Genomic DNA, 23,881 nt, shown 5'->3' on the forward strand with positions numbered 1-23,881 from the left:
GGACCGGGTGCGGGTTTGCCGCACCCGGTCAGGACTCCGCCTGTTCCCTGCGCAGCTGCGCCAGGGCCCGCTGGCGGGCCCTGGCGGCATAGCCGGCGGGGTCCTCGTCGTATTCGGCGGTGGCGGCCTGCCAGCGGGTGAAGGCGGCGACGATGTCTTCTTCGCTGTGCAGCCAGTCGGTGCTGACGCCGTGCCCGACTTCGCCGTCGTCGGTGTAGGCCTGGTCGAAGCCGTGCAGGTGGAGGAGCGCGTTCCTGGTCATCGGATCGGTGACCAGCTCTGGAGTGTCTTCCACCCACGGCGCTGCCCAGGAGTGCGCGTCGGCCCTGGTGGTCGAGCCAGAGATCAGGTCGGTCCAGGTGCGCGTCACCTGCTCGCGGTCGGGAACGATCACTACCACAGACTAGCGGCGCGGCGCCGGTGTTGTTGGCCAGAGCGCCGACTCGGACGGTGCTGCAGTGGAGGGGAGGGCGTGAAGTGGATGCTGAGTTGCTGAAGCACGCTCGATTGGGGACTGGCGCCATCGTGAGCTGTATCAGCGTCCGGTGTCTGCCGAGAATCTCCGGAAGGCGCTGGTAAAGCTGGTACATGCAGAGCGGAGCATCTCCGCGTGGGCGGCCGGCCTCCGCCAGTTTGCGCCGAGGAACCCGTCGACGCAGTCGGCGGGCACACGCACCGGATCGACAGTGGCGTCCAGGCCGTCCCGCACGGCTGCCAACCGGGGCAAGACGCGCTCGTGCTCGGCGAGAAGCATGAGCCAGGCCGAGCGACGATCTTCACGCCGGCCGAGGTCAAACATCTCATGTCGGTATGGGCCGGCACCGGAGATCACAGCGTGGCGGCTACTTTGGTGCTTCGACGGCCTGATCGTCCGTGAGTGCGGCGTGGATAACATGATTGTCGTGCTCGCAGGCCTCGGCCAGAGCGGTAACTTTCGCGACGCCTTGAATCGCCTCGATGAACCGGCCGGGTAGTTCCGGCAGCGCAGACCGAGCTGGGCCGGATACGGAATTCGCTACGCACGCTCTTCGGCATGACTGGATGTGGGTGCGTGACCAGCGGCATGGGCGTGCGCTCGGCTCGCGAGGGCGGTTCTGGGGGCGATGTCGCATCGACGAGAAGGAGATGATGCCTGACTTAGAGAGCCGGTGCAGTCGCAACGGGCTGCACCGATTGACCGCATCGGCGTCCGCTCGTCGGCTTGAACGGATGGTCGACAGGGCGGGCAGAGGGCAGCAACGCGGTACCCGATGCGTCCATGACGAGGGATCGACGGTTGGACGTTAGTCGGCGGTCGGCCGTGGTGAGGGCTGGACCGGTCGGCGCCAGGCCGTTCGGAGGCGTTCCAGTTCGTGGCGCGGAACGGACGGCCCCACAGGCGCCGGGTGTGGCGGCGTCTGTCGGGTCCGAACCCGGGGGGAGAGATCGACGACGACCTCTGCCGCCCGTGCGTGCCGGAAGCGGACGCTCCGGTGGACCACGTCCCAGGTGATGTGCTGTTTCCCCGGTCTCGGAGAGCGGAATCCGTGGCACGGCGCCGAAAGCGGATCTTCATGACGGCCTGCCGAGTGGTTGTCGTGGCTGGAGCGACGGCACTGCCCGAACCACCGCTACGGCAAGGGCGGCAACGGGAACCGCAGCGAGGCGCCGGCCAGGTGTTCCTTGATCTCGGAGTCCGCCTTGACGTGCCGTACCGCGCCGCTCTCGTCGATCACCGCCTGCGCCAGCTCGTCCAGGATGTCCGCGGTGGGGCGGGTCGCGTGCTCGCACAGCGGGCAGGTGTCACCGGACATGCCCATCCAGTCGCAGTTCGTGCACACGACGCCGGCGACCGTGGCGCCGTCCTGGACCAGCAGCGTCTCCACCGCCTTGACGGTCGCGGCCCACAGGCAGCCGGCGACGCCGAGCACGCCGTAACCCCTCCCCATCGCCGCCTTCTCCACCACCTCCCTGACCAGCTTGAGGTCGACGTCGCGCTGGTACCGCGCGACGATCGCGTCCGCGTTCTGCTTGATTTCGCCCAGGTCGACCGCGTGCGGGTCGACGGTGAACGTGCCGGCGACCCGCTCGCGCAGGTCGCGGGGCAGGGCGTCCAGGAAGTGCGGCACCTCGACCCGGTGGCCGCCGACGGCGAGCAGGTCGTAACCGTCCGTTTCGTACAGTTCCGCCAGCTCCGCCGCGGTGTGCTGGTAGTGCTTCTTGGCCAGTTCCTCGGCCTTGTTGTGCACCTTGTCCTCGGCCAGGTTGGCCGCGTAGTCCGGCTTGCGCAGCTTCCGGTCGGACAGCGAGCCGACCGGCTCGATCTCGTCGGCGAACAACTCCCACATCTGCGCCTTTGCCCGATCCACCACCGCGACACAGCACCGCGCGTACTCCTCGAGCACGGCCAGCATCGGCCGCACCAACGGGGTGTCGTCCAGCACGGCACGGTCCCGCACGGCGCGCGGCAGTTGAACCGCCTCGAAGATGTCGCGGGCGCTGCACGAGAAGAACGCCACCGAGCCGGGCCGCCAATGTTCGATCTTCACCGCCTCGCGCATGCGCTCCAGGTCGCCGCGCAGCGACAGCCGGACGGCCCGGTCCACCGACTTGTCCTTGGCCATCGGCTCGACCTGGTCCAGCACGGTGTCCAGCCGGCCGAGCAGATCGGCCCGGTCCTTCGGGTCGACCGGCACCCGCACGTACACGGACGTGAGTGGCAGCCCGTCGCCGCTCAACCGGAGTATCCGGTTGACCGTCTCAGCGGTGATCATCGTTCCTCGCTTCCCGCACGCAGCGCCAACGCTGCTCAGGTGGTCGCCGGATGGCGGACCACGTGCCGCAGCCAGGCCCCGAGGCCGATCAGCAGCAACCCGTACAGCACGGCGTAGGTGCCGACGACGACCGCGATGCCGAGCGCACCGGCCAGCGGATGCCACACGAGCAGCACACCCGCGATCACCGAGAGAACACCGGCGATGACGAGGAACCCCTTGTGCCGGACCACTCGGCGCAACCGGACCGCGGTCACGATCTCGCTGATCCCGGTGGCCAGCGCCCACGCGCCGACCACGAAGGTCAGTGCCAGCACGGTGATACCGGGCCAGAAGAGCGTGAGCCCGCCCGCGATGACGTTCAGCGCGCCGCTCAGGGCGACCAGCCAGCGGTGGAACAGGCCGTCGTCGCGGATCGCCGTGATGATCGCGCTGACCCCGTTGACCAGCGCATAGGCCCCGAAGAGCAGGGCAAGGACCAGGGCGGTGACGGCGGGCCACGCGAGCGCCAGCACGCCGAACACGACGGCGACGGCACCGCGCACCATCATCATCCGGAACACGTCGGGCAGCGGTAGACCCGTCAGAACAGCGCCGGCGGCGGGTGTGGATGAACCAGTCGACACGGCTGGAACCTCCCTTCCTCGATCGTGGAAAACATCGGTGTCACAGTGCGTTGTGTACGCGCAGTTCGGCCAGCGTCCGATCGGCGGCGGCCTGGGACGACGCCGGGTTCTGGCCGGTGACGAGGATGCCGTCCACCACCACGTGCGGCTCCCACGGCGGCCCCGCCTGGAAGTCCGCGCCACGTTCCCGCAGCCGGTCCTCCAGCAGCCACGGCGCACGGGCGGCAAGGCCCGCCAAGCGTTCCTCCTCGTTGGTGAACCCCGTCAACCGCCTACCGTCGAACAACCAGCCGCCATCCGGCCGGTTGGCCGGCAACAGTCCGGCCAGACCGTGGCAGACGGCTGTGACCACACGATCCGAGCCGGTGAACTCGGTGAGGATCTGTCCGAGCGGCTGGAAATCGGCCAGGTCCTCCATGGGCCCGTGGCCGCCGGGGACGAAGAGGGCGTCATAGTCGGCGACGTGCCCGACCGCGTGCTCCAACGCCATGGGCTGCGCCAGTTCGGCGGCGAGGGCGTCGATGTAGTCGCGGAACGCGGCGGCCTTCATCTCGCCGCCCGCCCTCTCCGGGTTCAGGCTCACCTGGTCCACGGTGGGCGCCACCCCGCCCGGAGTGGCGAGGGTCACGTCGATCCCCTGGGCACGGAACACGCTGTGCGGAACGACGAACTCCTCGGCCCAGTAGCCGGTCGGGTGCCGGCTGCCGTCCTTGAGAGTCCAGTGGTCGCTGCCGGACAGCGCCAGCAGAATTCGGGTCATGGGTCACCCACCCGTGATCTTGATCTTGCTGGGTTTGGTGGCGTCCACCTTCGGGACGCGGACGGTGAGCACGCCGCTGTCGAGTGCGGCCCCGATGCCGTCGGCGCGGATGTCACCGGGCAGCGTCACCCGGTACTCGAACTCCCCGACCCGGCGGGTGCGGCGGCGGAGCAAACCTTTGCGCTCCACCTCTTTCAGCTCACCGGTGACGACCAGCTCGTTGCCGTACAGCTCGACGTCGATGTCGTCCCGCCGGACGCCGGGCAGTTCGATCTCGACCAGGTAGGCGTCGTCGGTTTCCGAGACGTCTCCGGCCGGCAGCCACGGCCCGCCGTCCGGTGCGGTGCCCGAGGCCGACTGCGCGAGCCGGTCGATCTGCTGGTAGAGCTCTTCGAATCCGCGGAAGGGGTTCCATCGATCCGCCTGGCCGGCAGAACGCCTGACGGGCAGCGTCATGGTCGATCTCCTCCTGTCACTCGACCGTCTCGGGGACGGGGGCCATTCCCTGAGCCCGGATGAACTTGTCGAAGCGCCGAGCCTCCGCCACTGATGCGTTCGCCCGGCGCCGCGGCCTGTTCCCGCGGGAGGTCGGCCCGCTCGGCCACCTCGTCGGCGAACTGGTCGTGGTCCATGGGCCAAGCATGGCCGCCGCGGGCGGGCGGCGACTCAGACTCCGGGGATGGTTTTTGCCGGCGCAATTCACCCTCCCAGGTCGACTGTGCGTGCGGCGATCAGGCGGCTCGGACTGGTCGCTTCTCGCCGGCCCGGGGCGACGGACGCCAGGTCAGGACGGATATCGCCATGGCGGGAATCGGCACCACCTCGCCTCGGCGGCGATGGACTGGCGACTGTTCCCGCCCGCGTCCTGGGACCCGGCCACGATCACCGACCCGGCACCGGCCCGACGCCTCGCGGTCAGCGGGGTCCACTTCGGATGAGAGTCGCCCGACGACGGCCACGAACTGCGCGACCGGTGCCCACCCGACCTCACCGCTCACCACGACGGCGCGCCGATCACCCTGGACGTCGGGCGTGAACTGGTGCGTGGTGTCGGCTCGAAGCCGAGGGCGGGTTCTTCGTCCATGTCGGCTACGACCAGTACATGTACGTGGAAGCGCGCAACCGTGAGGTCGCGCTGACCGCCGCGAGTGGTTCGCGGGCGATGACTGGAGTGAGGTCCGGCGGCTGGCTGCTGAGGCGCTGACCTGTCCGGCACTGTGATTTCCCCAGAGGGCTCGGGCAGGCTGACCATCGACGGAGCCCGCTTCTCCGACTTCGACGGGTTCGCCCGCGAGTTCTCACGGCTGCTCGACGGCTACACATGGCGAGGGAACCTGGATGCGTTCAACGACATCCTCGGTGGAGGCTTCGGAACACCTGACAACGGATGGGTCCTGCGCTGGCTCAACTCCGAGCTGTCCAGGTCCGCACTCGGCTACGAGGCGACGGCGCGCAGGTTGCAGCAACTTCTCCGCACTTGCCACCCGTCGAACCGCCCGGTCATCCAGGCGCGGCTCCGCCGGGCGGAGCGAGAGGAAGGTGCAACGCTGTTCGACGAGAACGTCGAAATCATCCGCGATCACGGCCCCGACCAACCCCAGGACGGCATCCGCCTCGAATTGCTCTGATCGGCTGGATCTTTCCGGTCGACCAGGACATCCGCTTCTCGGCATGACCGGACGTTCGATTGCCTGACCGGACTGGGGGTTTCGGTTGGTGTCGCTGTTGTCCAGTTGCCGTCCTGGCCGCCGTGCCGGCTGGTGACGTATTTGGTCGGTTTGTCGCGCAGGCATGCCTCGCCGTCGGCTACGCGCAGGCCGTGTGGCATGACGCGGGGTTCGGAAACGCCATGGCCCCGGTCGAGGACCGGAACCATGGCGACTGCGGCATTCGGTGGAACGACCCTGGTCAGGGCCAGAACTTGACCTCGGGGTTCGCGGCGGTCGGACCGTCGAGCAGCGGCTGTGGACAGCCGCGCAGCGTGAGGTCGAAGAACGCGCCGATGTATGCGCGGGTCAGCTCCATCGACCGGACGCCACTGATCACCCCGGGCGGGGAGACGCCGAGCTGGTCGGTCAGCACGAAGGTGTCGGTGAAGCTGGCGTGCGCGAAGTCGGCACCGGTGAGCCAGCGCTTCCAGCCGGTGAGGTGTGTCCAGGTGTCCGGCCAGGTCGGGTCCGCGCCGGTGGGGGTGCGCTCGCTCTCGCGACCCAGCATGAGGAACGGCCGGTCCAGCCCGGATGCGGGCAGCGGCGTCCAGACCCTGCCGTCCATGTTCACCCCGGCCCGGATTCTGCGATCGGCCAGCATGCTGTGCGGCGCGGCGTAGCCGCCGACGGAGTCGCCGTCCAGGCCGATCCGCGTCGGGTCGATCAGCCGGGAAAGCGCCCAGGACGCGGTCGGGCCGGTCAGCTGGTCGATGACGAAGGAGGTGTCGTCGATCCGCACTTTCAGCCCGACAGTGGGCTGGGTGCTGTCGGCGCAGGCCAGTGTGCAGGTCGTGACGTGGCCGTCCGGGAACGCGAGCCCGTAGGTCTCGTAGTTCGGCCCGATGTCGGCGACCACGTAACCCTTGCTGGCCAGGTCCTCCGCCAGCCCGGTGAGAATGGAGCGGGGCATACCCGCGCCCGGCGTCAAGATCACCAGGGGCAATCCGTGCCGGCTGGGGAGCGGCGGCGCGCCCTCGTGCGCGCTGCTCCTGGTCGCGGCGAGAACGTCGGGTGAGACTCCGGGGAGGCCCTTGGCGGCCAGCAGCAGCGCGGCCTCCTGCGGGGTCAGATACTGCCGTGGCGGCCCGACGGGCAGCAGAGCCGGGTAGAACATCGACACCATCAGCTGGCGCGGTCCGGATTCCGCCACCCACGGGTCCACCCGCGACCGGTCGGTCAGGTGCAGTTCGGTGGCGCCGACGGCGTAGCGGCCGGTGGGTGCCGGCAGCGTCAGTCGTGGTGCCGACCCTGCCGGTGGTGCCGCTGCGGCGGCGCCGGTCGTGATACCGACACCAGCGATCGCAGCCAGCGTGGCGGCGAGAACTGCTCGGTGCGTCCTTCTCATACTGAGTCCGTTTCCCGATATGTCGGAGGATGAGGGTTTCCCATGCGCTACAGCGTGGATTGCCGCGCAGTCTTCGCACATCGGTCGCAGGGCACGTCTTGCCTCGCGGCTTTCTCTGCCGCGAGGCACAGGTCGATCTCCCCCTCGCGGCAGATCCGCTGCGGCCGGTGCCGCACTAGGCTCGGCCGATCATGGGGACGTCTTCGCGGTTGACCGCGGCGCAGGAGTGGGCAGGGCGGCTGGCCGCAGAGCCGGCGAGAGCGGGCCGTGTCCTGCGTTCGCCGGTAGCCGTCGACGTCGGTCTTGCGCTTGCCGTGGGGACCTCCACCGGGGTCCTCCGGCACCCGAGCCCATATTTCGGGTGGCTGTGGTGGCTGGGTACCTTGGCCGCGATGGCCGTCCTGCTTGTCGGACATCGTCGGCCCGTGCTCACCTTCGCGGTCGGGATGTTGACTGCGCTTGGGCACCTTGCCTTCGGCGCCGAGCCGCTGCCGGTGGACCTCGTCGGACCGATCGGGTTGTGCATGGTCGCCGCCGTCCGGCCCCGACGACTCTCACTCGCCCTGCTGCTGGCGGGTCTGCTGGCGGCGGCGGGATGCGAGTTGTACGCGCACGCGGTGAACCACACCTGGCCCGGCCTTGGCCAGGTGAGTTCGTTCGGCAGCCGGCCCGAGATCGGCGCGTCGAACGGCTTGACCGCCCCCGCACCACCCATCGCGCCGGTAGCGTCCCCGCGGGACCGAACCGAACCTCAGGTGACGACGTGGGGCGGGTTCCCGGTGTTGGCGTTGGTGCTGCTGGCCGCGTGGTTGGGCGGACGCAGCAGCTACCAGCGCAGGGCCAGGCTGGCCGGGCTGGAACGGCGGGCCGAGGAGCTGGAACGCGAGCGGGACACCCAGGCCGCGCTCGCCGTGGCGGCCGAACGCGGCCGGATCAGCCGGGAGTTGCACGACGTGGTGGCGCACGCGTTGTCGGTGGTGGTGCTCCAGGCTCAGGGCGGACAGGCCGAACTGATGCGTCGCCCCGAGCGCACCGGTGAAGCGCTCGGGGCCATTGTGGAGACCGGGCGCGCCGCGCTGGGGGAGACCAGGCGGCTGCTCGGGGCACTCGGGCAGGACACCCCGGACTGGGCGCCCGCGCCCGGCGCGGAGCGGCTGCCCCGCCTTGTCGCGCAGGTACGAGCCGCGGGCACTCCGGTCGACCTGCGAGTCGAGGGCCGCCCGCGTCCACTTCCGTCCACTGTGGACCTGGCGGGCTACCGTATCGCGCAGGAAGCGTTGACCAATGTCATGAAACACGCCGGCACGGGCACCGCGGCGACTATCGTGGTGCGGTACGAGCCGACTGTCCTGCATATCGAGGTGACAGACCGTGGCCACATGCGGACTCCGGTATTCGATGACCCGGTGGGAACCGGACACGGATTGCGCGGCATGCGAGAACGAGTGAGCGTCCTGGGCGGCACGTTCGAGGCCGGCCCGCGCCAGGGAGGTGGGTTCGTCGTCCGGGCGAGCCTGCCACTGGCGGCGCCGCAGCCGTGACCATCAGAGTGGTGCTCGCCGACGACCAGGCGCTGGTCCGCACCGGGCTGCGCATGATCCTGGACAACACGCCGGACATCGAGGTTGTTGGCGAAGCCGGCACCGGGACGGACGCGGTGAGCCTGGTGACCCGCACCCGTCCCGACGTGGTGCTGATGGACATCCGGATGCCCGAGCTGGACGGCGTGCAGGCAACCGCGGCGATCCTCGCCGACCGGGACGCGACAAGCCCGCGCATCCTGGTGCTCACCACGTTCGACCTCGACGAGTACGTCTACGCCGCGCTGCGCGCCGGTGCCAGTGGCTTCCTTCTCAAGGACGCCCTGGCCGCTGACCTGATCGCTGCCGTGCGGGTGATCGCGGCGGGCGAAGCGACCCTCGCCCCGACCGTCACCCGCAGGCTTCTCGAGCGATTCGTCGGCTCGCAGCCCATCGTCGACCCTCCGGAACACGCCAGGCTCGGCCTGCTCACCGGGCGGGAACGCGAGGTTCTGCAACAACTTTCCCGTGGCCTGTCGAACACCGAGATCGCCGAGCTGCTGTGTCTGTCACCGGGCACGATCAAGACCCACGTCGGCCACATCCTCGCCAAACTCGACCTGCGCGACCGCGTCCAGGCGGTCGTGTTCGCCTATAGATCCGGCATCACGGCCGGCGGCTGACGGATCCTGGAAGCTCCTGAGGCGGCTGGGCACGAGTACCCCAGGTTCAGAAGGGCGTTGCCTCGCGGTCCGCGGCCGGATCGGACGTTATCAGCGCCGCGTCGGAGGTCAGCGTCAGCTCGACGGTGAGTCCCGAAAGGTCCGTGAGTGCTCGATCCCCGGTCCGGGTGTCGTGGACATAGGAGCAATGCACCACGTGCTCGATCTCTGAGGTGGAGGCGTGGGCGTGGTCGTGGCGGTAGCCGAGTTCGGCGCGGCGGGCCCAGCTGTGTTCGACGGCGGTCGGCGCCCTTTCGACCAGGATCGAAACGCTTGCCACGGCCTGCCGGCGCGGCTTGGCTGGGCGCCTGATCGTGGCTCGCCTGGGGGCAAACGTGGGAACTCGACGATGTGTGGCGTTGTCGCTGGTCATCCTGCTCGGCGCGGTCGTCCCCGTGGTGCCTGCGGCCGCCGCAGTGGCCGGCTTGACGGTGGGGAACCTGCGCGTCGACTACCTGACCGATCCGCTCGGGATCGACGACGTCCATCCGAAGCTCAGCTGGGAACTGGCCACCGGTGACCGCGGTCAGGGGCAGACCGCCTACCAGGTCCAGGCCGCGAGCAGCGCCGCCGTGCTGGCTGCCGGCCGGCCGGACCTGTGGGACAGCGGGCAGGTTACGTCGGCGGCGTCGGTCGGCGTGTCCTATGGCGGGCCCGCGCTCGCTTCCCGGCAGGCGGTGTTTTGGCGGGTACGGACGTGGGACACCGCGGGCGCCGTCTCGGATTGGAGCGCGGTCGCTCACTGGGAGATGGGCCTGCTGGCGTCCGGTGACTGGGCGGGGCAGTGGATCGCCGACCCGGCCGGCGCGCCGCGGCCGGTGGTGGTCGACCTGCCGGCGCAGGACGCGCGGTACGTCCGGCTCTCGGTGAGCAAACTCGGGCTGCCGATCAAGGAGGGCGGCTTCCCCGACGAGGTGTCCCGGCTGCAGCTGGCCGAGGTCGAGGTCGCCGACAGTGCGAACCCTCAGGTGAACCTGGCCGCGCACACCCCCGTCACCAGCTCCGAGTCGTACACAGTGGATGGTTCGTGGGCACCGCAGTACGCGACCGACGGCTCGCCCACCACCGACCGCGCGCCGTTCGGCTACACCAGCGCCGAGCACCACGGCCAGGACCTGGCCACGCCGGTGTGGGTGCAGCTGGACCTCGGGCAGGTGCGGCACTTCGACCGGATTCGGCTCTACCCCCGCACCGACGTCGTGACCGACGACGGGCGCACCCCGGGTTTTCCGGTCGACTACCAGCTCCAGACGGCCGCGAACGCCGCCGGCCCGTTCGCGGCGGCCGCCGTCGTGACCGGGCAGGCGCCACCGCCGCCGACGCACTCCGCCGCGGTTCCTCTGCTGGCCAAGGCGTTCACCGCGGACAGGCCGATCGCGTCGGCCCGTCTGTACGCCGCCGGGCTCGGCGTGTACGACGCGCGGGTCAACGGGCAGCCGGTCACGCAGGCCGTGCTGCAGCCGGCGGGCACCGACTTCCGCAAGCGCGTGCTCTACAGCACCTACGACGTGACCTCGCTGGTCCGCTCCGGCTCGAACACGATCGGTGTGGCACTCGGCAACGGCGTTGCGAATGTGCCGAGCACCCCGGGCCGCTACGAGAAGTTCGCCGCCACCATCGCGACTCCGAGGCTGCTCGCGCAGCTGGAACTCACCTACGCCGACGGCAGCACCGCGCGTGTCGTCACGGATCCGAGCTGGCGCACCACGCTCGGGCCCACGACGTTCTCGAACTGGTACGGCGGCGAGGACTTCGACGCCCGTCAGGCGCCGTCGGGCTGGGACGCGCCGGGGACGAACCTGGAGTCCTGGCAGCCGGCGCAGGCGGTGTCCCCACCCGGCCCGCAGACGGTGCTCAGTGCGCAGGCCGCTCCGCCGGTGCAGCAGGCCGGCACGATGCGCCCGGTGTCGATCAGCCAGCCGGTGCCCGGTCACTACGTGTTCGACCTGGGCACCAACATCGCCGGCTGGGAGCAGCTCTCCGTCAGCGGCCCGGCCGGCACCCGGATCACCCTGTACCCGGGCGAACTCCTCAAGCCCGATGGCACCGTCGACGAACAGAGCGTGACCAACAACGCGGTCACGCCGACGATCTGGGACACGGTCACCCTGGCCGGCACCGGAACCGAACGCTGGCACCCGGACTTCATGTACCACGGTTTCCGCTATCTCGAGGTGACCGGGCTGCCGTCGCCGCCGTCCGCGGACACGATCACGGGGCTGCCGCTGAGCGCCGCGAGCCCGCCGAGCGGTTCGGTGGACACGGCGAACGGGCTGGTGAACGCCGTGCACGGGATCACCCGGCAGGCCGTGCGGAACAACCTCTCCGGCATCCCGACCGACTGCCCGGCCCGGGAGAAGCTCGGCTGGCTGGAACAGGACCACCTGGTGTTCGACACGATCAGCCGCAACTACGACGTCGCCGCCTACTACCGGCAGTTCCTCCGCACCGTGGCCGACGCGCAGACCGACAGCGGGCTCATCCCCGACATCGCACCCGAGTACGTCGGGTTCGACGGCGGGTTCCGCGACGACCCGAACTGGGGCAGCACGATCGTCCTCACCGCCTGGCAGCTCTACCAGGCCTACGGCGACACCGACACGCTGAGCTCGCTCTATCCGGCGATGCACCGGTATTTCGGCTACCTGCAGGCCCACACCACCGGCAACCTCGTCGACTACAGCGCAAGCGGCCTCGGCGACTGGAACGCGGCCGACGAGGCGACCACGAAGACGTTCACTGCGAACTACGCCTACCACCAGGACGCGGTGGCCATGGCGAAGATCAGCACGGTCCTCGGCGACCAAGCGTCCGCGACGACGTACGCGAACCTCGCCCAGGCCATCGGCGGGGCGATGAACCAGAAGTTCTTCCACGCCGCGGCCGGCACGTACGACGAGGGCACCCAGGCCGACGACGCGCTCGTCCTCGACACGGGCATCGTGCCCGACGCCGCCCGGCAAGCCGTCCTCGACCACCTCGTCGGGGCGATCGCCGCGCACGGCAGCCACCTCACCGTCGGCGAGATCGCCCTGCCCGCGGTGTTCCGGGTCCTGGCCGCCGCCGACCGTGACGACGTCCTCTACGACCTGGCCATCCAGACCTCGAGTCCCAGCTACGGCTACCAGGTGAAGCACGGGGCCACCGCGCTGACCGAGCAGTGGGACGGGCCCACCGCGGGGGAGTCCCAGGACCACGTGATCCTCGGTGCGATCGACGCCTGGTTCGGGTCCGGCCTCGGCGGCCTCGGCGCCGACCCGGACGCGGTTGCCGGCAACCGGCTGGACATCCGGCCCGCCGTGGTGGGCGGCCTGAGCCACGCCGCGACGAGCTACCACACGCCGTACGGCGACGCGGCCACCGACTGGACCAGGACGGGCAACGGACTGGCACTGCACGTCACGATCCCGGTGAACGCGACCGCCACTGTGCGGGTGCCCCTCGACCCGGCCGCACCCGTCGTCAGCCCCGGTGCCGGATCGCCCGGCTACCAGGGGATCCAGGGCCGGTACGCCACCTACGTCCTCGGCTCCGGCAGCTACGACTTCACCTCGACGTTACCCACGGAAGGGTCGAGCACCGTCAAGGCCGCCGACGGCCGGATGATGATGTTCACCGTCGCCGGGGGAGACCTGCGCGGCACCAACCAGACCGACCCGGCCTCCGGTTTCGTGCCGTGGTACCGGATCAGCGTGGCGGGCGGCCTCACCGGCACGCCGGCGTCCGTGCTGTCCCCGGCCGGCGGCGGTACGGTCCAGGTCTACGCGCGGACGACGGACGGTCAAGTCGGCTTCTTCGGCCAGTCGGGTTCGGGGTTCTCCACCGGTGACGTGATCCCCGGCGGCCCGGTGTTCGCCGGGGACCCGGGTGCCACGCTGAAGGCCGACGGAAGCGTGGTCGTCAGTGACGTCGACACCGCCGGCGACCTCTGGGCGGCCGCCCAGAACGGCCCGGGCGGCGGCTGGGGAGCCTGGACGCGGGTCAGCGTGGCCGGCGGGCTCGCGGGGGCACCGGCTTCGGTGCTGTCCCCGGCGAGCGGCGGCACAGTGCAGCTCTTCGCGCGGACGACGGACGGTCACGTCGGTTTCTTCGGCCAGTCGGGTTCGGGGTTCTCCACCGGTGACGTGATCCCCGGCGGCCCGGTGTTCGCCGGCGACCCGGCGGTGACGCTGGCGGCCGACAACACCATGGTCGTCACGGCGGTGGACACCGGCGGCGACGTGTGGGGCACCAACCAGACGAGCCCGGGCAGCGGCTGGGTGCCGTGGTACCGGATCAGCGTGGCGGGCGGGCTCACCGGCCGCCCGGCGATGGTGCGCTCGCCGGCGAACAACGGCACGGTGCAGATCATGGTCCGGACCACCGGCGGTCAGCTGGGTGTGTTCGGCCAGTCGTCGCCGACCTCGACCTTCTCCACCGGGGACGTCATCGACAACAGCCCCGCGCTCGCGGGCGACCCGGCCCTGGCGCTGGCCGCGAACAACACCATGATCGTCACGGCCGCCGACAGCGCCGGGACCTTGTGGGGCACCAACCAGAGCACCGTCGGATCGTGGTTCGTGCCGTGGTACCGGGTGTGACCGCCCGGGCGGCGTTCGTGAGTTTCTCGTCGAGCAGTCCCGGGCGCTGTCCGGTTCCGGGGTGTGGTGCGGATCCGTCCGCGATGAACTGGGGGCAAGCATGCGCAAGGTGATCGTGCCGGTGACGGTGGCGCTGCTGGCGGCGTTCCTGGCCGTTCCGGCCGTGCGGGCCGCACCGGGGCCGGGGCCGGACCTGCCGGCTGTGCAGCCGGACCGGGCGCTGGCGGTGGCGACGGCGAAGGCGGTCAGGCACCAGGTGGAGGCGCTGGATCAGCGCACGGAGACGCGGCAGGTGTTCGCGAATCCGGACGGGACCCTGACCGCGCGGCTCTCCGTCGAGCCGCAGCGGGTCCGGCGCGGCAGCGACTGGGTAGCGGTGGACACCCGGCTGCGGTTCCTTCCGGACGGTTCCGTGGCTCCGGGGGCGGTGGTGGTCCCGCAGGTGTTTTCCGGAGGCGGCACCGGCCCGGTCGTCCGGTTCGGTGGCGACGGGCAGCAGCTGTCGTTCAGCTGGCCGGCGCCGCTGCCCAAGCCCGTTCTCGACGGCGACACCGCGACCTATCCCGAGGTGCTGCCCGGCGTGGACCTGCAGGTCCACGCCTTCGGCAACCGCTTCACCCACGACCTGGTGGTGAAGACGCCGCAGGCAGCGAAGAACCCGGCGCTGCGCACGGTCCGGTTCGGCATGCACACGGCGGGCCTGAACGTCCGCACCGAGGCGAACGGCGCGTTGAGCGCCTTGTCGCCGACCGGGTCGGTGGTCTTCCAGGCGCCCCCGCCGGTCATGCGTGACTCCACAGTGGACAGCAAAGCGCCGCCGAAGAGCGCCGTGCTCGGCGTGCGCGTCCAGCCGGACTCGCTGGCGTTGACGACCGATCAGGCACTGTTCGCCGACCCGGCGACCCGGTACCCGGTGAAGGTCGACCCGGGCTGGGAAGCGGGTAAAGCCGGGTGGGCGGAGGTATACCTCCAGCCCACCAGCTACGTGGGGAACTCGTACTGGGGCGGGGACGGCGACAACGTCGCCAAGGTCGGCTACACCAGCTGGAGCTATCCGACCGTGCAGGTCCATTCGTACTTCCAGTTCGACATCGGCGACTTCCTCGGCCAGGACGGCAACCCGAACGCGCACATCCTCGGCGCCGAGTTCAACGTCCTCGAGACGTGGGCGCCGTCGTGCACCGCCACGAAGGTCGACCTCTTCGAGACCGCCGCGATCAGCGCGGCCAACCCGCCGCGGGGCAACGCGCAACCGGTCCAGGGAGCACTGAACGACGCGCCGTCGGCTGCGCACGGCTGGGTCGACAGCAACGGAACCCTCCGTTGTGCCGACGACTACGTCGGCTTCAACGCCGTACAGGTGATGCGCGACGCGCTGGCCGTGAACTCGGGCACCGCGACGCTGATGATGCGGGCCGACGACGAAGGCGCCTCCAACAGCGGCAACCTGGGATGGAAGAAGTTCAACCCGGACACCGCGAAACTGGACGTCACCTACAACTGGCTGCCGTACGCGCCGACCGGCCTGTCCTACGGCTCGACGCATCCGTGCAGCTACTACCCGAACCAGGGCTACGTGCCCACCACCACGCCGACGTTGCGCGCGGACACCCTGACCGACCGCGACGGCGGGGGCGTGCAGGCCCAGTTCGAGTACTGGGTGCACGGCGGCTCCCAGCCCGTCGGCAGCGTCACAACGGTCGCCCAGGAGTCCGGCAGCCCCTTCACCTTCACGATCCCCAGCGGCGCATATCAGGACGGCGACGTGATCGCGTGGCACGTCCGCGGCGTGAACGACCTCGGCGGCGGACAGATCGACTACGGGCCGTGGTCCGACTGGTGCGACCTGTCGGTGGACGTGACGCCACCGGACAAACCGGCGGGCATCGCCTCGACCGACTACCCGGCGAGCACGGCTGCGGGCGCACCCGGCAAGACCGGTAAGTTCACGTTCACCAACGGCGGTGTCGCCGATGTCGCGGCCTACCGGTACAGCATCGGCGGGGACACCCCGTCGACCGTCCAAGCCGGATCGGACGGCAGCGCGACGGTGAACATCACGCCGCTGAAGCCGGGGCCGACGGACATCTCGGTGCTGAGCGTGGACCGCGCCGGCAACGTGAGCCCGAAGCCGACGCTCTACCACATCAACGTCAGCACGGACCCGAACGCGACGAAACCCGCCGGCTGGTGGAAACTCGACGGCCTCGCGCCGTCCACCACCGTCACCGACGACTCCGGCAACGGCCACCCGGCCTCGTTCGACCCTGCGCAGGCGAGCTGGGCGACCGGGCACATCGGGAACGCGTTGTCGCTCCACGGGAACACTGCGTGGGCGTCGACCACGGGCGGGCCCGCGGTGGACACCTCGGGCAGCTTCTCGGTGTCCGCGTGGGTGAAGATCGACGGCAACTTCGACTACGCGCAAACCGCGGTGAGCGAAGACGGCGCCGGCACCAGCGCGTTCTTCCTCGGCTACCACCCCGCGCACCACGCGTGGGAGTTCGACCTGCCTCAGACCGACAGCACCGCTCCCGTCGCGATCGACGCGGCGTGGGGCGGCACGCCGACGCCCAACGCGTGGACCAGCTTGATCGGCACCTACGACGTGGCCACCGGAATCATGCGGCTCTACGTCGACGGCCGGCTCGTCGGGCAGAGCACGCACACCACGCCCTGGAAGGCGACCGGCACCCTGCAGATCGGCCGCGGGCTGTGGACCGGCCTGCTCACCAACCACCTGCTCGGCTCCCTCGACGACGTCCGGGTCTACGGCCGGGTGCTGGGCAACGGCGTCCAGGACCAGACCCAGTGGACACTCGTCGACAGTGACATCCACACGCTGTCCACGGTTCCGTCCCTGGACCACGACTGGCTGCCGGCCTCGTCGGCGTCGGTCACCGACACGATCGGCGGCCTGACCGCGAGCGCCGTGAACGGTGCGACGGTCGCCGGCGGCACGATCCGCTTCCCGGACCCGCTCAACGGCTCGGTCACGACCGCGTCCCAGGGCGTGCGTACGGACGCGAGCTTCACCGTGTCCGCACAGGTCGAGCTGGACCAGATCGACGGGACCACGCGGACGGCGGTGACCCAGCTCGGCAACCATCTCGGCGGGTTCTACCTCGGCTACGACGGCACCCGAAAACAATGGATGTTCATGCTGCCGAAGTCCGATATGGACAATGCGGCGTCGAGTCAGGTCTTCGCGCAGACCGCGCCCGTGGCCGGCCGGGTGGCCACTCTGACCGGAGTCTACGACCTGCCCGCGCAGCAGCTGTCGATCTACGTGGACGGCGTGCTCAGCGGGTCGATCCAGCTTTCCCATCAGGCCGGCCAGAACAACCTGGCGGGCTGGCAGGCCACCGGCGCCGCACAGTTCGGCACCGCGCAGGCAAACAGCCAGCCGCTGGTGATGCGCTGGATCGGCGGTTCGATCGGCGAGGTCCGGCTGTACACCGGTGTTCTCGCAGCCTACGACATCTGCCGCTTCGCCTGCCCCTAGCTTGCTCGCAACCAGAGAGGTGCCTCCCATGTACCGATCGCGTAAGTACCTCAAGCACCTGGTGGTCGCGGCTCTCGTCGCGGCCGCCGTGCTGCCCGTTGCCTCGGGAACCGCAGCGGCGGTGCCGAAGTTCCCCCGAACTTCGCCGTCGAGCCCACAAGGCTTCCCGCCGGTGTCCGGCGGCAAGGTGGCGGTGAAGGCGCCGATAGGGGCGCCACCGACGCCGAGAACGCCGGTCGCGGCCAGACCGGCCGCGTGGCCGATGGCGGCGACCGCCGACGTCGCGCAGAGCGCACTGGCGGCACAAACCCTGCCGGTCAAGGTGCGCACGGCGAAGGAAGCGCCGGCGAAGGTCCACGTCCAGGTCGACGACCAGAAAGCCGCGGCCGCGTCCGGCGTCTCGGGGCTGCGGTTCCGGGTCTCGCGCGCGGACGGCCTGAAGACCGGCGGGACAGTGCCCGTCGACGTCGACTACTCGTCGTTCGCCGGTGCGTACGGCGCCGACTGGGCCGGCCGGTTGCGGCTCGTTCAGCTGCCCGCCTGCGCCACGGTCACGCCAGCCAAGCCGGAGTGCCGGACGCAGACGCCGGTGCCGTCGCACAACGACACCCCGAAGTCCACCGTCTCCGGTCAGGTACCGGTGAGTGACACCACCGCGGTGTTCGCGATCACCGCGGGAACCGCCAGCGGGGACGGCGACTACAAGGCGACGCCGTTGACGTCGACCGAGACCTGGCAGGTCTCCCCGAACGCCGGAGCGTTCAGCTGGTCGGTCCCGGTCTCCGTGCCGCCGGTGCCCGGCGGCCTGACCCCGAGCCTCGACCTGGGCTACTCCTCCGCCAGTGTGGACGGCCGGACGGCCACCAAGAACAATCAGACCTCTTGGGTCGGCGACGGCTGGGACCTTTCGCCCGGCTCCATCACGCGGACCTACAAGGGTTGCGCGGACGACGGAAACCAGACCGGCGACGAGTGCTGGGCGGGCGAGGACTTCGTCAGCATGGAGCTGGGGGGCAAGGGAAACCAGCTGGTGCTGCAGAACGGCGTCTGGCGCCCCGCACACGACAACGGCGAGCGGGTGCAGCACGTGACCCCCGCGTCCGGCACGGTCACCGGCGACTACTGGGTCATCACCGACACCGGCGGCACCCAGTACTGGTTCGGCGCCGACCAGTCCCGGCCGGGCGGTGGCGCCGTGACGAACGCGACACTGGCGGTGCCGGTCTACGGCAACAACCCCGGCGAACCGTGTTACAACGGCGCAGGCTTCGCCCAGTCCGAGTGCAGCCAGCCGTGGAAATGGAACCTCGACTACGTCGTCGATCGCCACGGCGACACGATGACGTACTACTACGACAAGGAAACCAACTCCTACGGCGCGAACAACGGCACCACCACGCTGGCCTACGACCGGGCGAGCGCGCTGAACCACGTCGACTACGGCACCCGTACCGACGACCCGGCCGGGACCGCCGCCGCCGCACAGGTCTTCCTCACCACCGGCGACCGGTGCTTGACGTCGAGCTGCGGCACGCACGACGCGACCAACTGGCCGGACACTCCGTGGGACCGGCAGTGCACCGCGAACTGCGGCAGCTCGTTCGGCTCGCCGACCTTCTGGACCACCAAGCGGCTGACCGGGATCACCACGAAGGTCAACGGGCAGGCCGTGGACACCTGGTCGCTCGACGACACCTACCTCGACAGCACGGGTACCAAGTCGCTGTGGCTGAAGGGCATCACGCACACCGGGAACGTCGGCACCGCGGTGTCCGAGCCGGAGATCACCTTCGACGGCGTCGAGTACCCGAACCGGCTGGACACCACCGCGGACGGTTTGTCCGCGCTTTGGCGCTACCGGATCTACACGATCCACAACGCCAGCGGCGGTGACATCAACGTCAACTACGACGCCACCGACTGCACGGCCGGATCACCGCCCACCCCGGAGACGAACGGCCAGCGGTGCTTCCCGGTGACCTGGACGCCGGATGGGGCACTGCAATCGCGGACCGACTGGTTCGTGCGCTACGTCGTCGGCTCGGTCAAGCAGGTCGACCGCGTCGGCGGCAGCCCGGACCAGGTCACGAGCTACGACTACGAAGGTCCGGCCGCGTGGCACTACGACGACAATCCACTGATCCCGCAGACGCGCCGGAGCTGGACGCAGTGGCGCGGTTACGGCACGGTCGAGGTGCTCAAGGGCACCGGCCAGGACTCCGACCTGCAGTCCGCGACCGTCTACACCTACCTGCGCGGGATGGACGGCGACCGGCTCAACGCAGCCGGTGGCACGAAAGCCGTGGCAGTCACCGACTCCGGCGGTGTCACCACGACCGACAGCGAGGGCCTGGCAGGCTCGCAGCTGGAGGCGGCGAAGCTGAACGGCCGGATCAACAAGATCGACGGCGACGTGGTGTCGACGACGATCAGCCGTCCGTACCGCAAGCAGACCGCCACCGGAGTCGGCAACCGGATCGCCGTGCTGGTTCGGCCCGCGGCTCAGCTGACCAGAACGGCGGTCACCGGCGGCTGGCGCACGTCCGAAGTGGACAGCACGTACGACGACAACGGCTTCGTCAAGACCAAGAGCGACCTCGGTGACCTCGCGGTCAACCAGGACGAGACCTGCACGACCTACACCTATGTCGGTAACACCACGACCTGGGTCCTCGGCCTGCCGAGCGAGGAGCAGGAGGTGAACGTCCCCTGCGGGACGCAATCGTCGTTGCCCGCCAATGCCGTGTCGGACGTCCGGACCTTCTACGACGGCCACGGGCTCGCCGACGCGCCTGGGGCGGGTGACGTCACCCTGACGCAGAAGGCGCTGTCTTACAACGGATCCACTCCGGTGTGGGCCCAGCAGTCGAAGGCAGCCTACGATGCCTACGGCCGCTCGACGCAGACGTCCGACGCAGACAACCGCCAGAGCACTACGGCGTACACGCCCGCGCGGGGAATCCCGACGTCCACAGCGGACACCAACGCGCTGCACCAGACCGAGACCGCGGCGCTGGACGTGCACCGCGGGCTGACCGTGGGCAAGACCGACGCCAACGGCCGCACGGCCACGTTGAAGTACGACGGCCTCGGCCGGCTCACCGACGTGAACCAGCCCGGGCAGACCCCGGTTCACTACGACTACACGTTGCGCAACGACGGTTCGAGTGCGGTGGCCACGACGAAGGTGAACTCCGTCGGGTCGGTCACCGGCTATGCGATCTACGACGGCTTCCTCCGGAACCGCCAGACGCAGGCCCCGTCCCCGACCGGCACCGGGCGCGTGCTGACCGACACCGTCTACGACCCGCGCGGGCTCAAGGTCAAGACGAACGCCGGCTACGCCGCGACCGGTACCGCCGGTCCGGACGCCTACCTCGCCGACGACACCGCGGTGCCGTCGCAGACGATCACGACGTACGACGGCGCCGAGCGGCCCACCGTCTCGACCACCAAGAGCCTCGGCCGGGACCAGTGGCACACCACGAGCAGCTATCACGGTGACCACACCGACGTCCTCCCACCCGCGGGCGGAACGGCGACGAGCACGTTCACCGACGTGCGCGGCCGCACGACCGAGTTGCGCCAGTTCCACGACCCGTCCGGCACAGGTGCCGCGGACAGCACGAAGTACACCTACACACCGACCGGAAAGGTGAGCTCGCTCACCGACGCGGCGGGCGATGTGTTCAAGTACGGCTACGACCTGGGCGACAACCCGAATTCGGCCGACGATCCGGACAAGGGGCACAGCACGCGGGTGTTCGACGCGGCCGGCCAGGTCATGAGCCAGACCGACGCCCGCGGGCAGACGCTCGCGTTCGTCTACGACTCGCTCGGCCGCAAGACCGAGGAGCACCGGGACTCGCCGTCCGGTTCGCTGCTGGCCCAGTGGACGTACGACACGGCCACCGACACCAACGGAAAGATCGTCGTCGGCGAGCTGGCGTCCTCGACCCGGTACGTCGGCACGGACCAGTACACCGAAACGATGTCCAACTACGACGACGCCTACCGGGCGAAGGACACCACTCTGACGATTCCGGCCGCGCAGAACGGGATCGCGGGCAGCTACAAGACCCATCGCGAGTTCAACACCGACGGATCGCTCGCCACGGAAAGGATTCCGTCGATGGAGCCGGACGGGACATCCGAGCTGATGGTCTACCGGTACAACTCCTACGGCCTGCTGGTGCAGATCCAGGGCGACGCGATGTACGTCAACAGCGCGATCTACACGCCGACGGGCAAAGTCTCGCAGATCACCCAGGGCACGCAGCAGACCGGCAACGTCTGGCAGAGCCTGTACTACGACTTGCCGACCGACACGCAGAACCGGAATCTGGTGGAGGACGCGGCGATCGGCTCCGCCGCGCTGACCGACACGACGTATGCCCAGGACGCGTCCGGGAACGTCACGAAGGTCGAGGACAAGTCGGCGGACGGCACCGATACCCAGTGCTACGGCTACGACTACCTCCGGCGCGAGACCGACGCCTGGACCTCGACCACGGAGTGCGCGGGCGGGGCGGGGAGCAGCCCGGGCGGGCCGGCGCCGTACTGGGAGTCGTTCGGCTACGACGTCACCGGCAACCGGACCGGCCAGACCCAGCACAACCTCACCGACCCGACCGGCGGGAAGGACGCCGTCAGCACTTACACCTACAACACACCGGGCGTGAACGCGAAGCAGCCGCACACCGTGCAGTCGATCACCACGAAGACCGCCGGGGCGAGTTCGACGAGCAGCTACGGCTACGGTCCGACCGGGGACACGACCAGCAGGCCGGGCGTCAACGGCGGCGCGCAGCAGACGCTCGACTGGAACGACGAGGACCGGCTGTCCGCCGTGACGTCCGGAGCGAACAAGACGTCCTACGTCTACGACGCCGACGGCAGTCTCCTGCTCACCGTCGACCCGGCGGGCAAGACTCTTCAACTGGCCGGCGCCGCCGTCCGATACGACAACGCGAGCAAGAAGCTGACCGGGGAGAACGACGTCAAGTTCGGCACGACGACCGTTGGTGTCCACATCGGAGGGACGGTGGCCTACCAGGTCGGCGACCGCCAGGACACCGCGATGCTGCGCGTCGACGCGAGTTCACTCACCGCGACCAGGCAACGCCTCGATGCCTTCGGCCAGTCTCGCAGCGCACAGCCCGCCCTACCCGGCAGCCGGGGATTCGTCGACGGCGTCGCCGACCCGACCACCGGCCTGAGCACCCTGGGCGTTCGGGCGTACGACAGCACCACCGGGAAGTTCCTCTCCGTCGACCCCATGCTGTCGGCGCGGGATCCTCAGCAGATCAACGGTTTCTCCTACGCCGAGAACAGTCCCGCCTCGACCACCGACGCCGACGGCAGGTTCCCGGCGAGGCTGCTCAACGACGAGAACAACGCCCAGGATCTCTGGGCGCAGCGGACGGTCGACGGCGACTACCACCCGACGGCCCTGGACTACCCGACGTCATGGAAGAAGCCGAACATAACCCAGTTCCTCTGGCCGGCGAACCCGTGGCGGTGCACGGGTGGCTTCTTCCAGGCAGGGTGTGAGCAGCACAACCGCGACCTCAAGCTGGCGCAGGAGGAGGCTGCCGCCGAGCGGGCGTTGTACGCGAAGGCGGCGGCCGAGGTGGCGGAACGCAACGCCAAAGCGAAGGCGGACGCGGACGCGAAGGCCGAGGCCGACCGCAGGAAGAACGGCGGGATAACGATGACGTGCGTGGGCGTGGGCGCGCAGATCTTCGTCGGCGGGAGCGTCTCCGTCTGTCACGGAACCGACGACCGCGGCCCGGCGACGGTCATCACCGCTGAAGGCAAGGCCGGGGTCGCGTTCGATTTCAGCGCGTCGTTCTCCGTCAAGTTCTCCGGCCTCAACCACTTCGAAGACTTGAGGGGATGGGGCGCGGGGCTTGAGGGTGGCGTCGAAATCGGCCCGGTCGGCGTCGACTGGTCGGCCGGCGCGAGCCTCGACGACCACGGGTTGACCCCGGCAACGGTGGGCGTCGGCCACGGTTTGGGCGCCAGCGCCGGTATCGTCAGTGGCGAGTTCGACTACACCTGGCTCTTGTGCCGCTGCTGAGAATCGAGCCGTACGACGTGGAAGGCCGGGGAAATCTCCCCGGCCTTCCACACGCCGTCGGGGACGGATCTGGTTCTCCACGCCCGGCGGCGGCGTCGGCGCTCTGACCCGGCCACCGGCGCGGCGAAGGCGACCCCGCTGCCCGCGGGCGAGCCCTGCTGTGCGCCGGCCTCGACAGGACCGAGATTCCGTTTCGCCGGGCCCCAGCGGCATCCGGCTCAGTTCCGTGAGCACTCCTTGCCCGCGAAGTGGCCTGTGGGCGGGTTGCGGGTTCTGGAC

Annotated in this window: 13 protein-coding genes; 6 read left to right on the forward strand and 7 right to left on the reverse strand. The window is 69.8% G+C overall.

What is annotated here, in order from left to right; translation table 11 throughout:
- Positions 1–28: 28 nt before the first annotated feature.
- The 5 genes from ACWEN0_RS23270 to ACWEN0_RS23290 form a co-directional block, all read right to left on the reverse strand.
- Entirely contained in the window at positions 29–394 is a 366-nt protein-coding gene (locus ACWEN0_RS23270; protein WP_451977042.1) for a hypothetical protein, read from the reverse strand.
- Between the two features lie 1,216 nt (positions 395–1,610).
- Positions 1,611–2,753, reverse strand: a complete 1,143-nt coding sequence (locus ACWEN0_RS23275; protein WP_451977045.1) for a baeRF10 domain-containing protein — start codon at positions 2,751–2,753, stop codon at positions 1,611–1,613.
- A 35-nt stretch (positions 2,754–2,788) separates the two neighbouring features.
- Positions 2,789–3,379, reverse strand: a complete 591-nt coding sequence (locus ACWEN0_RS23280) for an HdeD family acid-resistance protein (protein WP_451977047.1) — start codon at positions 3,377–3,379, stop codon at positions 2,789–2,791.
- A 40-nt stretch (positions 3,380–3,419) separates the two neighbouring features.
- Positions 3,420–4,139, reverse strand: coding sequence for a type 1 glutamine amidotransferase domain-containing protein (locus ACWEN0_RS23285; RefSeq protein WP_451977050.1), 720 nt, complete (start codon positions 4,137–4,139; stop codon positions 3,420–3,422).
- A gap of 3 nt (positions 4,140–4,142) precedes the next feature.
- A complete protein-coding gene (locus ACWEN0_RS23290; RefSeq protein ID WP_451977053.1) occupies positions 4,143–4,595 on the reverse strand; it encodes an Hsp20/alpha crystallin family protein in 453 nt (150 codons plus the stop codon).
- A gap of 761 nt (positions 4,596–5,356) precedes the next feature.
- Here ACWEN0_RS23290 and ACWEN0_RS23295 point away from each other — a divergent pair.
- Complete coding sequence (locus ACWEN0_RS23295) at positions 5,357–5,767, forward strand: barnase inhibitor (RefSeq protein WP_451977056.1); 411 nt, start codon at positions 5,357–5,359, stop codon at positions 5,765–5,767.
- Between the two features lie 280 nt (positions 5,768–6,047).
- Here ACWEN0_RS23295 and ACWEN0_RS23300 read toward each other — a convergent pair whose 3' ends face one another.
- Positions 6,048–7,193 (reverse strand): alpha/beta hydrolase family protein, encoded by a 1,146-nt coding sequence (locus tag ACWEN0_RS23300; protein WP_451977059.1) that lies wholly within the window; start codon positions 7,191–7,193, stop codon positions 6,048–6,050.
- Positions 7,194–7,585: 392 nt separating this feature from the next.
- Between ACWEN0_RS23300 and ACWEN0_RS23305 the strand changes: the two genes are divergently transcribed.
- On the forward strand, positions 7,586–8,734 hold the full coding sequence (locus tag ACWEN0_RS23305) for a sensor histidine kinase (RefSeq protein WP_451977062.1): 1,149 nt from the start codon (positions 7,586–7,588) through the stop codon (positions 8,732–8,734).
- Positions 8,731–9,396, forward strand: coding sequence for a response regulator (locus tag ACWEN0_RS23310; RefSeq protein ID WP_451977066.1), 666 nt, complete (start codon positions 8,731–8,733; stop codon positions 9,394–9,396). Before ACWEN0_RS23305 ends, ACWEN0_RS23310 begins: the two co-directional genes overlap by 4 nt.
- Positions 9,397–9,442: 46 nt before the next feature.
- On the opposite strand, the gene ACWEN0_RS23315 is transcribed toward ACWEN0_RS23310, so the two are convergent.
- Positions 9,443–9,808 (reverse strand): hypothetical protein, encoded by a 366-nt coding sequence (locus ACWEN0_RS23315; protein ID WP_451977069.1) that lies wholly within the window; start codon positions 9,806–9,808, stop codon positions 9,443–9,445.
- Between ACWEN0_RS23315 and ACWEN0_RS23320 the strand changes: the two genes are divergently transcribed.
- The 3 genes from ACWEN0_RS23320 to ACWEN0_RS23330 all read left to right on the forward strand — a co-directional run bounded on the left by ACWEN0_RS23320 (position 9,795) and on the right by ACWEN0_RS23330 (position 23,602).
- Positions 9,795–14,015 carry a family 78 glycoside hydrolase catalytic domain gene (locus tag ACWEN0_RS23320; RefSeq protein ID WP_451977072.1) on the forward strand — a complete coding sequence of 1,407 codons (4,221 nt, stop codon included), beginning with the start codon at positions 9,795–9,797 and terminating at the stop codon, positions 14,013–14,015. The genes ACWEN0_RS23315 and ACWEN0_RS23320 overlap by 14 nt on opposite strands.
- A gap of 100 nt (positions 14,016–14,115) precedes the next feature.
- A complete protein-coding gene (locus tag ACWEN0_RS23325; protein WP_451977075.1) occupies positions 14,116–17,520 on the forward strand; it encodes a LamG-like jellyroll fold domain-containing protein in 3,405 nt (1,134 codons plus the stop codon).
- 28 nt (positions 17,521–17,548) lie between these two features.
- Positions 17,549–23,602: an RHS repeat-associated core domain-containing protein gene (locus tag ACWEN0_RS23330; protein ID WP_451977077.1), complete on the forward strand. Its 6,054-nt coding sequence runs from the start codon at positions 17,549–17,551 to the stop codon at positions 23,600–23,602.
- Positions 23,603–23,881: the final 279 nt, after the last annotated feature.

Source organism: Amycolatopsis sp. NPDC004378 (genome assembly GCF_053602455.1).

Bases quoted from the DNA above. Each gene is read 5' to 3' on its own strand.
- ACWEN0_RS23315 (WP_451977069.1), bottom strand. From the start codon at position 9,808: ATGACCAGCGACAACGCCACACATCGTCGAGTTCCCACGTTTGCCCCC.
- ACWEN0_RS23275 (WP_451977045.1), bottom strand. From the start codon at position 2,753: ATGATCACCGCTGAGACGGTCAACCGGATACTCCGGTTGAGCGGCGAC.
- ACWEN0_RS23300 (WP_451977059.1), bottom strand. From the start codon at position 7,193: ATGAGAAGGACGCACCGAGCAGTTCTCGCCGCCACGCTGGCTGCGATC.
- ACWEN0_RS23305 (WP_451977062.1), top strand. From the start codon at position 7,586: ATGGCCGTCCTGCTTGTCGGACATCGTCGGCCCGTGCTCACCTTCGCG.
- ACWEN0_RS23325 (WP_451977075.1), top strand. From the start codon at position 14,116: ATGCGCAAGGTGATCGTGCCGGTGACGGTGGCGCTGCTGGCGGCGTTC.
- ACWEN0_RS23330 (WP_451977077.1), top strand. From the start codon at position 17,549: ATGTACCGATCGCGTAAGTACCTCAAGCACCTGGTGGTCGCGGCTCTC.
- ACWEN0_RS23290 (WP_451977053.1), bottom strand. From the start codon at position 4,595: ATGACGCTGCCCGTCAGGCGTTCTGCCGGCCAGGCGGATCGATGGAAC.
- ACWEN0_RS23285 (WP_451977050.1), bottom strand. From the start codon at position 4,139: ATGACCCGAATTCTGCTGGCGCTGTCCGGCAGCGACCACTGGACTCTC.